We start from the raw sequence: 11,047 nt of genomic DNA on the forward strand, positions 1-11,047 counted from the left end.
TCCGCAAAATGTGTGCCACCTGTTTCGCATGGCATTGCCCTTGCAAACAGATGCAGGAGAATATGAAATACCTGTTTCTTGAACATAAATCCATGAAAAATATGTTTCACAATGGTGCGCATGCTCTGTTTTGGGGTCATTGGCACCAAAACCTCTCAGCCACCCTGCCATGACCAAGTCCAAAACCATCACCCTGCGCGAGCGAATTCAGGTTCAGTACGCTGCGTTGTCCCTGGTGGACCGCAAACTGGCCGACCTGGTGCTGGCCCGTGAAAAAGACCTGCTGGCCTACAGCGCCACCGAGCTGGCTGCGCTGGCCGGTGTCTCCAAGGCCAGCACGGCGCGTTTTTTCAAACGCCTGGGCTTTGCCGACTTCCAGGCCTTCCGGCAGCACCAGCGTGACGGGGCGCTGCAGCCCTCGCCGCTGTACCGCATGGTGCAGCAAGGCACCAGCGCCAGCCCGCTGCAACACCACATGGCGCAAGACGTCCAGCAATTGCAGGCCCTGGCCGACAGCGTGACCGGCCAGGGCGTGCAACAGGCGGCCACGCTGCTGGCAGGCGCGCGCCGCGTCTGGGTGGTGGGTTACCGCAACGGCTACATGGCCGCCTTTTATGCGCAGGCCCTGCTGTCGCAGTTGCGCGCCGAGGTTCATCTGCTCAATGAAGGCACGGGTGAAGACGCCGAACTGCTGGCCGAAATCCAGCCGCGCGACGTGCTGCTGGCCATGGACTTTCGCCGTCGCACCCGCCGCCTGTCCCAGGTGGTGGGCATTGCCTGTGATGCCGGCGCCGCACTGGTGCTGGTGAGCGATGCCCGTGTGTCGGCGCTGGCGGCGCGGGCGCAGGCCCTGTTCATCTGCCCGCCACTGGACGAGCCGATCTTTGACTCCTATGTGAGCGCCATCAGCCTCATCAATTTCCTGGCCACCGCCACGCTGGCCCAGTTGCCCAAAAAAGCCCGCGCCCGCATGGCCGCCATCGAACAAGTCCATGCGCAACTGGCCGACCTCGAACCTCCTCTCCGATCCTCTCTGAACCCTCCCACCTCATGACCGCCTTCACCCAACACCCTTTCACCCTGCTGCCCAATCCCCGCTTTGCCCCCGGCGAGCCTTATGGTGCGCACCGCAGCACGCTGCTCAGCGCGGCGGCCCTGGAGCAAGCCAGCGCCGTCATCACGTCCTGGCCCGGCTACGCGGTCACGCCCTTGTGTTCCCTGTCCGGCCTCGCCCACTCCGCCTGTGTGGCCAGCATCCACTACAAGGACGAAGGTTCGCGCTTTGGTCTGGGCAGCTTCAAGGCGCTGGGCGGGGCCTATGCCGTGGCGCGTCTGCTGTGCCGCGAACTGGGCCTGCGCCTGGGCCGCAGTGTCAGCCACGCGCAGCTGCAGAGCGAGCCCGCGCTGCGCCAGGCCTGTGCCGACATCACCGTCACCTGCGCCACCGACGGCAACCACGGCCGCTCGGTCGCCTGGGGCGCGCAGATGCTGGGCTGCCGCTGTGTCATCTACATTCACGCCACTGTCAGCGAAGGGCGCAAAGCAGCGATTGCCCGCTACGGCGCGCAGGTGGTGCGCACCAGCGGCAATTACGACGATGCGGTGCAGCAGGCCGACCGCGATGCCAGGGCCAAGGGCTGGTTTGTGATTTCCGACACCTCTTACCCCGGCTACATGGACATTCCGCGCGACGTGATGCAGGGCTACCAGCTCATGGTGCACGAGGCCGTCAGCGCCCTGCCGCAGTGGCCCACCCACGTGTTTGTGCAGGCGGGCGTGGGTGGTTTTGCGGCGGCGGTGTGTGCGTATTTCTGGGAGCGCGACACCGCGCAACGCCCGGTGTTTGTGGTGGTGGAGCCCGAGCGTGCCGACTGCCTGCTGCAAAGCGCGCGCGCCGGCGCCGTGGTCGCGGTCAAGGGTGATCTGGACACCCTAATGGCCGGCCTGGCCTGCGGCGAAGTCTCCCTGCTGGCCTGGGACTTTCTAGCCACCGGCGCCAACGCCTTTTGCACGATTCCCGATGCTGCCGCTGTGGACGGCATGCGCCTGCTGGCCAGCCCGCAGGGCGGTGACCCGGTCATCGTGGCCGGCGAGTCCGCCGTGGCGGGCCTGGCCTCTGCGCTGCTTGCGGCGCAAGACCCCGCCGCCCGCGCCTCGCTGGGTTTGGGGCCGGACAGCCGCGTGTTGCTGTTCGGCAGCGAGGGCGATACCGACCCGGCCCTGTACCAGCAACTGGTGGGCCGCAGCGCCGCCCAGGTGCTGCAGGACGGAGCGGCCGCATGACCGCCCCACAGATCAACGGCCCGCGCCTGCTGGAGAGCCTGCAGGCGCTGGGGCAGATCGGCGCGCTGCCCGGTGGCGGCGTTAACCGCCTGGCCTTGACCGATGCCGACCGGCAGGGGCGTGACTGGACGGTGGCGCGCATGCGTGCGCTGGGCATGCGCGTGGAAGTGGATGCGATTGGCAACATCATTGGCACGTTCCCGGGCACCGAAGATCTGCCCCCGGTGATGATGGGCTCCCACATCGACACCGTGCGCACCGGTGGTTTGTATGACGGCAACTACGGCGTGCTGGCCGGTCTGGAAGTGGCGGCCACGCTGCGCGAGGCGGGCCTGCCAACCCGCCGCCCGCTGGCCGTGGCGGTGTTCACCAACGAAGAAGGCGCGCGCTTCCAGCCCGACATGATGGGCAGCCTGGTCTATGTCGGTGGCCAGCCGCTGCAGGAGGCGCTGGCCACCTGTGATGCCGACGGCGTGTCGGTGCAGGCCGAGCTGCAGCGCATCGGCTACCAGGGCGCGACCCCGGTGGGCACGCCGGTGGTGGACAGCTTTGTGGAACTGCACATCGAGCAAGGCCCGGTGCTGGAACAGATGGGCCTGCAGATCGGCGTGGTCGAAGGTGTGCAAGGCATCTCGTGGACCGAGTTCACGGTGGAAGGCCAGTCCAACCACGCCGGCACCACCCCCATGGCCCTGCGCCACGACGCCGCGCTGGTGGCGGCGCAAGTGGCGGTGTTTGTGCGTGAACTGAGTAGACGCATGGGCGGCCGCCAGTTGGCCACCGTGGGCGCGCTGCGGCTCAGCCCGAATCTGGTCAACGTGATCGCGCAAAAAGCCGTGTTCACCGTGGACCTGCGCAACACCGACAGCGCCGCGCTGGCGCAGGCCGAGGCGGACCTGCATGCCTATGCACAACAAGCGGCCCAGGCCGAGGGCGCGCGCATCAGCTCGCGCGCACTGGCCCGTTTTGAGCCGGTGGACTTCGACCCCATGGTGGTCAACCTGGTGGAGCAGCAGGCGCAGGCCCTGGGCTGCAGCCACCAGCGCATGCCCAGCGGTGCCGGGCACGATGCGCAAATGCTGGCCCGCGTCTGCCCCAGCGCCATGATTTTTGTGCCCAGCGTGGGCGGCCTGAGCCACAACGTGCGCGAACACACCGAACCGGCCGACCTGCAGCGCGGCGCACAGCTGCTGCTGCAAGTGGTGCTGGCGCTGGCCAATCGCCCTTCCTAACTTCTGCCCTTCTACTTTTATGCCACGCCATCTCAACGTCGCCCTCGGCCAGCTCGGCCCCATTCAACGCGCCGACTCCCGCCCCCAGGTGGTGGCCCGCCTGTGTGACCTCATGCGCCAGGCCCACGCCGTGGGCGCGCAGCTCATCGTTTTTCCCGAACTGGCGCTGACCACTTTCTTCCCGCGCTGGTACATCGAGGACGAAGCCGAGATCAACAGCTTCTTCGAGCAGTCCATGCCCAACGCCGCCACCCAGCCGCTGTTCGACCTGTCGCGGGAACTCGGCATGGGCTTCTACCTGGGTTACGCCGAGCTGGCGCAAGAGGCCATGGGCGCGGTGCGCTACAACACCTCCATCCTGGTGGACCGCAGCGGGACCATCGTGGCCAAGTACCGCAAGGTGCACCTGCCGGGCCATAAGGAACATGAACCCTGGCGGCGCTTCCAGCACCTGGAAAAACGCTACTTCACCCCCGGCCCCGGGTGGGGTGTGACGCAGGCCTTTGGCGGCGTCATGGGCATGGCCCTGTGCAACGACAGGCGCTGGGCCGAGACCTACCGCGTGATGGGCCTGCAAGGTGTGGAGATGGTGCTGATCGGCTACAACACCCCGGTGCACAACGCGCCGGCGCCGCAGCATGACGACCTGTCGCTGTTCCACAACCAGCTGTCCATGCAGGCCGGCGCCTACCAGAACGGCACCTGGGTGGTGGGCGTGGCCAAGGCCGGTCTGGAAGAAGGCGTGGACAGCATAGGCGGCAGTTGCATCGTCGCCCCGTCTGGTGAGGTGGTGGCACGCTGTCTGACCAAGGACGACGAGATGGCCATCGCCCGCTGCGACCTGGATTTTTGCGCCGTCTACAAACGCACCACCTTCAACTTCGACCTGCACCGCCAGCCTCATGCCTACGGCCTGATCGTCGAGCGCAAGGGCGAGACACTCGCCGCCGACGGCTCACCGCTGCGCCTGCCTGTTTCTTGAGCATGCCCCGTATCGCCAGCACTGGCGCGGCATTTGCGGGTTGTTCAAGGCCTTATCCACAGCTTAGGCAACAGGGGGTGGGGGTAACTTTAGGGGTGGTCGCCGGGGGCGGGCCGCACCTCATGCCTGCTTGAGCGGCCAGGTTGAATCAGTCGGGTTGCTCCTTTTTTAATAGCTGCTTGCGCTTGCTGCATAAGGGCTGGAGGCTTATTTCGCATCTAGAAGAGCTACCAATGCTGAGCGCCGAGCAACATGCTGGCGTGGTTCGTGGTCGGCATCAGACTGTTTGCGGACTTTCAGTTTGCTCTAAGGCCGTCTTTAACGTTCAAGTAACCGGCAACATGCAGTAAACAGCTGCGCAGCGGCGGGACGCCGCATGTTATCCGCGTTGACGGGCTTGTTAGCCGTCATCGAGCCCGCTCCCATAGCTGACCCTGAATTACATCGTCGAAATCGACCAGCGTGTGTCGGGCAGCACGGATGAAAGCGACATCTTCTTTAAGTTGTTCCAGGTCCACCCGTTTGTACCGGTGCACTACTCCAGTCTTCTTGGATTGAGACTTGACACGAAGAAAGCCTTCCTTCCGAACACCTATCCAATCGGCGTGGGCATACTCGTTCCGACGAATCGCGCATTCGTTGAGCAACTGCTCAAGCTCTCTCAGTTCCTCTAGGGTCACCTTCACGGACGTATCAGCTATGACCTGTCCGTACAGATGCAGCAATGCTCGGGACTTGGCCGCGTACATCATGTCAGATAGAAATACCTCAAGCCGCTCGTCTTGGTACGGGTCCCGAAGAATTAGCTGGCGAATGAAATCACCAATGTGGTCCTCCAGGGAGTTGAAGTAGACAACTATCCACCCGATGTGTGGAGCCACTTGCTCTAGGAATGCCTCGAGCTCTTCGTCACTATCTATAAAGGCAAACTCGTCTTCAGCTTCGACGCGGGAAACGGTGCGATGTGCCATGCGGGCTAACGTAATGTATAGGGCGAAACATGCTCGATAAACTGCCCCGTGCTCGATATTCTGAACATGACTTCCTCCTGAAAGTGGCTAACAGCCTTGCTTTCTGCGGTTTTCAAGGATTTATACAGTATAAAAATCACGACAAACACCGCAGTCTGTTGCAGTCGATTGTGATGGTCCTGTCAGTGCTTGCCCATCCCCCAATTGGAGGAGTTCTCGAAATGTCGGCTTCCGCTGCATTGCAGCCACCCAAGCCGCCCGCCCTACTCAAGAACTCCGCGCCACCCCACACACCAGATCGCCCGGCTCATTGGCCAGCACCGCACGTTCGTTCTTGGCCTGCGCCACTTCCATGTCGCGCGGCAGGACCACGCCGTTTTTCACGGCCAGCACCTCGGCCATCACGCTGACGGCGATTTCGGGCGGCGTCTTGCTGCCGATGTAGATGCCGATGGGACCGCGCAGGCGCGCCAGCGCGGCTTCGTTGAGGCCGAAGTGTTCGGCCATGCGCTGGTGGCGCGCCTCGTTGTTGCGGCGCGAGCCGATGGCGCCTACGTAAAACGCGTCGGTGGCCAGCGCTTCGAGCAGCGCCAGGTCGTCGAGCTTGGGGTCATGGGTGAGCGCGATCACGCAGCTGCGCCGGTCCGGCTTGAATGCGACCACCACGTCGTCCGGCATCTCGCTGAGCACTTTGGCGCCCGCGACCGACCAGGCGCTGCGGTACTCCTCGCGCGGGTCGCACACGGTGACGGCAAAACCGCTGAACAGGGCCATGGTCGCGAGGTATTCGGTCAGCTGGCCCGCGCCGATGAGCAACATGCGGTACTCGGGCCCGAAGGTGTTGACCAGCTCGACTGACGAGACACTGAGTTCGGCCGGAGCCCTGGCCGTGGCCAGGGTGACCGCGCCGTCGGTCAGGCGCACCGTGCGCTGCATCAGTTGCCCGGCCTCGAGCGCCTGCACCAGCTGCGTCAGTGCCGCGGCGTCGGGGTCGTATTCGAGCAGCAACTCCAGCGTGCCGCCGCAAGGCAGGCCGAAGCGGTGGGCTTCGTCGGCGGTGATGCCGTATTTGACAAAGGTCGGCGGCCCCGAGGGAATGGTGTTGCCGCCGCCCTGCGCGGACGCCGACGCCGATGCGTAGGCCTGGGTGTGGCGGTAGATCAGGTCGTCTTCAATACAGCCGCCGGAGACCGAGCCGACCACCGCGCCGTCTTCACACAGCGCCATGATGGAGCCGACCGGGCGCGGTGACGAGCCCCAGGTGCGCACCACGGTGGCCAGCAAGGCGCGTTTGCCCGCCGTGCGCCAGTCGCGCAGGGTGCGCAGAACCATCACATCGAGGTTTTCCATGGCCTGTTTCCTTTCTGACCTTCTGATCTTTCGGACCTGGGCAGGCCTAACGCGCCAGCCAGACCGCGCCGGCGATCAGCACGGCGGCACCCACGACCCATACCCACACCGGGATGCCTCGACCAACGGCCGGCTCCGCCGAGACATAGCCCATGACCATTTTGGCGGCGTAACTTTCGGGGTGCTGGCGCTGCATTTCCTCGTCAAAACGCTTGAAAAAATCTTCGGCCATGGACTTGGCCGCGCCGTCAATCAGGCGTTGGCCGAGCTGTGCGATCTTGCCGCCGACCGAGGCATGCACGGTGTAGGAGAGTTCGCAGCCGTCGGCATTGGGCGTCAGTGTCACCGCGGCACTGCCCTTGCCAAAGCCGGCCACGCCGCCCTGCCCGTCGAACGACAGCTTGTAGCTGGCCGGCGGGTTGATGTCGGTGAGCGTGATCTTGCCGGTGAACTTGGCCGAGACCGGGCCGATCTTCAGCGCCATGCCGATGGCGTACTGGTTCTCGCCGGTGGGCTCCACCTTGTCGCAGCCCGGGATGCAGGCCTTGAGCACGGCCGGGTCGTTCAGCGCGTCCCAGGCCTGTTGTTGCGTCACGGCCAGTTGGCGGCTTCCTTGCATGTCCATGTTTTTTTCCTTTTATCTAACTTTTTGGGACTTGTCATCCCGGACTCGATCCGGGATCCATGCCGGCACTTTTCAGAATTGCCGGGTTGACGCGGCATGGATTGCGGGTCAAGCCCGCAATGACAAACAGTGTTTTGTCATGTTACTTTCTCATCAGAGCCGCCAGGCTGGTTGCCAGTTCCTCGAGCTTGGCCAGATTGTGAACTGCCAGCATGCCGTGCGCATGGGCATGCAGCACCGCCGCGCCGCGTGCCAGCGGCGCGTAGCCGTCAAAACGCAGCAAGGGGTTGAGCCACAGCAGGCGGCGGCTGCGCCGGCGCAACCAGGCCAGTTCGCGGGCCAGGTCGGCCGGCTCGCCGGTGTCCAGCCCGTCGGTGATGACCAGCACGATGGTGCGCCGGCCGACCAGGCGGCGGGCATGGTGCTCGCGCAAGGTGGCCAGCGACGCCCCGAGCTGGGTGCCGCCGGCAAAGTCTTCAATCGCCAGGCTGGCGTGGGCCAGCATCTCGTCGGTGTCGGCCTGGCGGAAAGCCTGCGTCAGATCGGTCAGGTGCATGCCGAAGGCAAACACGTCGCGGTGCGGATGGCGCCGCGTGGCGGCATGCAAAAAGGCCAGCAGCAGGCGCGCATAACGCTCCATCGAACCCGACACATCGACCAGCACCAGCAGCGGCAGGGCCTGCTGGCGCCGCTGCAGGCGCGGCAGGTGCATCAGCTCGCCGCCGGTGCGTGCGGCCTGGTGCATCACGCCCGGCCAGTGCATGCGCGCGCCACTGGCGGCCGGCCGGCTGCGCCGCGAGGCAAACATCGGCAGGGGCAGCTTGATGTCGCGCGCCAGGCGCTCGACCAGCCGGTACTCGGTGGCCGACAGCGCGTTGAAGTCGGCATGCTGCAGACGGGCTATGTCGCTGGCGGTCATGGCGGCGTCGAACTCGACCTTCTGGTCTTCAGTCGTCGGTTTGGCCTGCTGACCGAACGCCTTTTGCGGCGCCAGCGCCTCGCGCACGCGCGGCCGGCGCTTGCTGGGCTCGGCCTGGCCTTCGGCACTGGGCAGCAGTTGCGCGAGCAGCTTGTTGGCGACTTTCGGGTCCTGGAAATACACGTCGAACAGCTCGCGGAACACCAGCCTGTCCTGCTCGCGGCTGACCATCACGGCTTCGAAGGCGGCACTCAGGTCTTCCCTTTCGCTGATGCCGACAGCGAGTGCGGCTTCCTTGGCCAGGGCAATGCGCTGGCTGTCCACCTTGACACCGGCGCGGCGCAGGGCGCGGCCGAAACCGGCAATGTTGTCGGCGAGTTTGCCGCTGCGTGCGTCACCTAAGAGCATGGAGAGCCCTCACCCTAACCCTCTCCCAGGGGGAGAGGGAAAAAGACTGGACTTGCCCCCTCTCCCTCCGGCAGAGAGGATGAATTGCCCGACCTGCTCCCTCCGGCAAAGGGAATGAGTTGCCCGACCTGCTCCCTCTGGCAGAGAGGATGAATTGCCCGACCTGCTCCCTCCGGCAGAGAGGATGAATTGCCCGACCTGCTCCCTCCGGCAAAGGGGATGAATTGCCAGATCTGCTCCTCTGGCAGAGAGGATGAATTGCCCGACCTGCTCCCTCTCCCCCTGGGAGAGGGTTGGGGTGAGGGCTGCCCGCCGTTGAGCGGGTTCATGCAGGCTCCACCGTCTCAGCGGGCTTCAACAATTCGACGGCCAGCTCATGCGTAAGCGCCGCCACGTCCTCCCGCTGCTTGAACAAAATGCCCGCGGTATCGGCCACCACCTCGGGGTCCACGACCAGGGTATCCAGCGCCACCAGCGCCTTGGCCCACTCGACACTTTCGGCAATGCCGGGCGCGCGCTGGAAGGCGTTGCCAAACGGCGAGCGGCGCAGCCGGTCCACAAAACCGGCCACCTGGGCCGAGAGCTGTTCGCCCGCCTCCGGCACCTGGGCGCGAATAATCGCCAGTTCACGGTCACGGTCGGGGTAATCGAGCCAGTGGTACAGGCATCGCCGCTTGACCGCGTCGTTGAGTTCACGCGTACGGTTGCTGGTCAATATGGTCACCGGCGTGACCTGCGCGCGTACCGTGCCGATTTCCGGAATGCTGACCTGGTACTCGCCGAGGTACTCAAGCAGAAAGGCCTCAAAAGGTTCGTCGGCGCGGTCCACCTCGTCGATCAACAGCACCGCGCCTGGCGCCGGGGCCTGCAACGCCTGCAGCAGCGGCCTTCGTATCAGGTAGCGGTCCTGATAAACCTCGCGTTCCACGTCTGCAGCGTCATTGCGGCCCTCGACTGCGCGCATATGCAGCAATTGCGCCGCGTAGTTCCACTCGTAGAGGGCTTCGCGCTGCTCCAACCCGTCGTAACACTGCAGGCGGATCAGCTGGCGCTGCAGCGCCAATGACAGCGCCTTGGCCAGCTCTGTCTTGCCGACGCCGGGCTCGCCTTCGAGCAGCAGCGGGCGCTGCAGCTTGAGCGCCAGAAACACCGCCGTGGCCAGCCGCCGGTCGGCAAAGTAGCCGGCACCCTGCAGCGCCTGGGTCAGCGCATCAATCGTGGGAAAAGGTGTCATCGGATCAGTGTACCTGTTGCTATCTATTCAATAGCTACTTGCGCCCGCCCATCAAGGGCGGGAGGCCTATTTATTCAACATGCTGCCGCGGATGTCATCCCGGACCTGAGGAGCCTGCCCCGGACTCCGATCCGGGGGGCTCCATGTCGCATCTTCCATCTTCAGCGGGAAGCAGAGCGCAGGCATGGATTGCGGGTCAAGCCCGCAATGACAAGTCATGGCACTGTCAGGCCAGCGCCTTCGCCACGCCGCGCTGGGCCTGCACGCTGATCAGGTTGGCGCGGTAAGCCGCCGTCGCATGGATGTCGCTGTTGAGGTCCGTCGCGTCGATTTTCACCGCCGCGGCCGCTTCGGGTGTGAAGCTCTTGTCCAGCGCCGCTTCCAGCCCCGCGTGGCGGAACACGCCGCTGGAGGCGCCGGTGACAGCCACGCGCACGCCGGCATCGAACTGCGCCACAAACACGCCGACCAGCGCAAAACGCGAGGCCGACTGCTTGAACTTCATGTAGGCCGCGCGCTTGGGAATGGGGAAGCTGATCGCGGTGATCAGCTCGCCCTCTTCCAGCGCCGTGGCGAACATGCCGAGGAAAAAGTCGTCCGCGGCAATCTTGCGCTTGGTGGTGTGGATGGTCGCGCCCAGCGCCAGCACCGCACTCGGGTAGCAGGCCGAAGGGTCGTTGTTGGCGACCGAACCGCCCAGCGTGCCCATGGCGCGAACCTGGCGGTCGCCGATGTTGGCGGCCAGGTCGGCCAGCGCCGGCAGCGCTGCCTTGAGTTCGGCGTTGGTCGCCACATCGGCGTGGCGCGTCATGGCGCCGATCACAAAGGCATTGCCCTCGCGCTTGATGCTGGTCAGCTCCTTGATGCCGCTGAGGTCCACCAGCTGGTCGGGGCTGGACAGGCGCAGTTTCATCGACGCCAGCAGGGTCTGGCCGCCGGCCAGGGCTTTGGCGCCGCCGGCCGTGAGCTGCGCGGCGGCAGCCAGGGAGGTGGGACGTTCCAGGGTGAATGGATACATGGTGGGTTTCTCCTTGGATAGCTGT

At 65.0% G+C, this 11,047-nt stretch carries 10 protein-coding genes; 4 read left to right on the plus strand and 6 right to left on the minus strand.

The annotated features are described in order from the left end of the window. Positions 1-169 precede the first annotated feature (169 nt). The 4 genes from PSV40_RS10740 to PSV40_RS10755 are packed head-to-tail and all read left to right on the plus strand — an operon-like array spanning position 170 to position 4,497. Positions 170-1,054, plus strand: a complete 885-nt coding sequence (locus tag PSV40_RS10740; RefSeq protein WP_300537282.1) for a MurR/RpiR family transcriptional regulator — start codon at positions 170-172, stop codon at positions 1,052-1,054. Further along, positions 1,051-2,283, plus strand: a complete 1,233-nt coding sequence (locus PSV40_RS10745; protein ID WP_300537284.1) for a diaminopropionate ammonia-lyase — start codon at positions 1,051-1,053, stop codon at positions 2,281-2,283. The genes PSV40_RS10740 and PSV40_RS10745 overlap by 4 nt, the downstream gene beginning before the upstream one ends. Next, positions 2,280-3,515 (plus strand): Zn-dependent hydrolase, encoded by a 1,236-nt coding sequence (locus PSV40_RS10750; RefSeq protein ID WP_300537286.1) that lies wholly within the window; start codon positions 2,280-2,282, stop codon positions 3,513-3,515. Before PSV40_RS10745 ends, PSV40_RS10750 begins: the two co-directional genes overlap by 4 nt. A 19-nt stretch (positions 3,516-3,534) precedes the next feature. Then, a complete protein-coding gene (locus tag PSV40_RS10755; RefSeq protein WP_300537288.1) occupies positions 3,535-4,497 on the plus strand; it encodes an N-carbamoyl-D-amino-acid hydrolase in 963 nt (320 codons plus the stop codon). A 407-nt stretch (positions 4,498-4,904) separates the two neighbouring features. Here PSV40_RS10755 and PSV40_RS10760 read toward each other — a convergent pair whose 3' ends face one another. The 6 genes from PSV40_RS10760 to PSV40_RS10785 all read right to left on the minus strand — a co-directional run bounded on the left by PSV40_RS10760 (position 4,905) and on the right by PSV40_RS10785 (position 11,022). Then, positions 4,905-5,468, minus strand: a complete 564-nt coding sequence (locus PSV40_RS10760; protein ID WP_300537290.1) for a hypothetical protein — start codon at positions 5,466-5,468, stop codon at positions 4,905-4,907. 267 nt (positions 5,469-5,735) lie between these two features. Continuing rightward, positions 5,736-6,818, minus strand: coding sequence for an XdhC family protein (locus PSV40_RS10765; protein WP_300537291.1), 1,083 nt, complete (start codon positions 6,816-6,818; stop codon positions 5,736-5,738). A 46-nt stretch (positions 6,819-6,864) separates the two neighbouring features. Then, the gene (locus tag PSV40_RS10770; protein WP_300537293.1) at positions 6,865-7,443 is read right to left on the minus strand and encodes a carbon monoxide dehydrogenase subunit G; all 579 of its coding nucleotides are present in this window, start codon (positions 7,441-7,443) and stop codon (positions 6,865-6,867) included. Between the two features lie 142 nt (positions 7,444-7,585). Continuing rightward, positions 7,586-8,770, minus strand: a complete 1,185-nt coding sequence (locus tag PSV40_RS10775; protein ID WP_300537295.1) for a VWA domain-containing protein — start codon at positions 8,768-8,770, stop codon at positions 7,586-7,588. Between the two features lie 325 nt (positions 8,771-9,095). After that, a complete protein-coding gene (locus PSV40_RS10780) occupies positions 9,096-10,004 on the minus strand; it encodes a MoxR family ATPase (RefSeq protein WP_300537297.1) in 909 nt (302 codons plus the stop codon). A gap of 226 nt (positions 10,005-10,230) precedes the next feature. After that, on the minus strand, positions 10,231-11,022 hold the full coding sequence (locus PSV40_RS10785) for an FAD binding domain-containing protein (RefSeq protein ID WP_300537299.1): 792 nt from the start codon (positions 11,020-11,022) through the stop codon (positions 10,231-10,233). Positions 11,023-11,047: the final 25 nt, after the last annotated feature.

The organism is Polaromonas sp. (genome assembly GCF_029945925.1).
Classification (GTDB): domain Bacteria; phylum Pseudomonadota; class Gammaproteobacteria; order Burkholderiales; family Burkholderiaceae_C; genus Polaromonas.

Excerpts from the sequence above, each read along its gene's own strand:
- PSV40_RS10740 (WP_300537282.1), top strand. The coding sequence starts at position 170 with ATGACCAAGTCCAAAACCATCACCCTGCGCGAGCGAATTCAGGTTCAG.
- PSV40_RS10745 (WP_300537284.1), top strand. The coding sequence starts at position 1,051 with ATGACCGCCTTCACCCAACACCCTTTCACCCTGCTGCCCAATCCCCGC.
- PSV40_RS10750 (WP_300537286.1), top strand. The coding sequence starts at position 2,280 with ATGACCGCCCCACAGATCAACGGCCCGCGCCTGCTGGAGAGCCTGCAG.
- PSV40_RS10755 (WP_300537288.1), top strand. The coding sequence starts at position 3,535 with ATGCCACGCCATCTCAACGTCGCCCTCGGCCAGCTCGGCCCCATTCAA.
- PSV40_RS10760 (WP_300537290.1), bottom strand. The coding sequence starts at position 5,468 with ATGGCACATCGCACCGTTTCCCGCGTCGAAGCTGAAGACGAGTTTGCC.
- PSV40_RS10765 (WP_300537291.1), bottom strand. The coding sequence starts at position 6,818 with ATGGAAAACCTCGATGTGATGGTTCTGCGCACCCTGCGCGACTGGCGC.
- PSV40_RS10770 (WP_300537293.1), bottom strand. The coding sequence starts at position 7,443 with ATGGACATGCAAGGAAGCCGCCAACTGGCCGTGACGCAACAACAGGCC.
- PSV40_RS10775 (WP_300537295.1), bottom strand. The coding sequence starts at position 8,770 with ATGCTCTTAGGTGACGCACGCAGCGGCAAACTCGCCGACAACATTGCC.
- PSV40_RS10780 (WP_300537297.1), bottom strand. The coding sequence starts at position 10,004 with ATGACACCTTTTCCCACGATTGATGCGCTGACCCAGGCGCTGCAGGGT.
- PSV40_RS10785 (WP_300537299.1), bottom strand. The coding sequence starts at position 11,022 with ATGTATCCATTCACCCTGGAACGTCCCACCTCCCTGGCTGCCGCCGCG.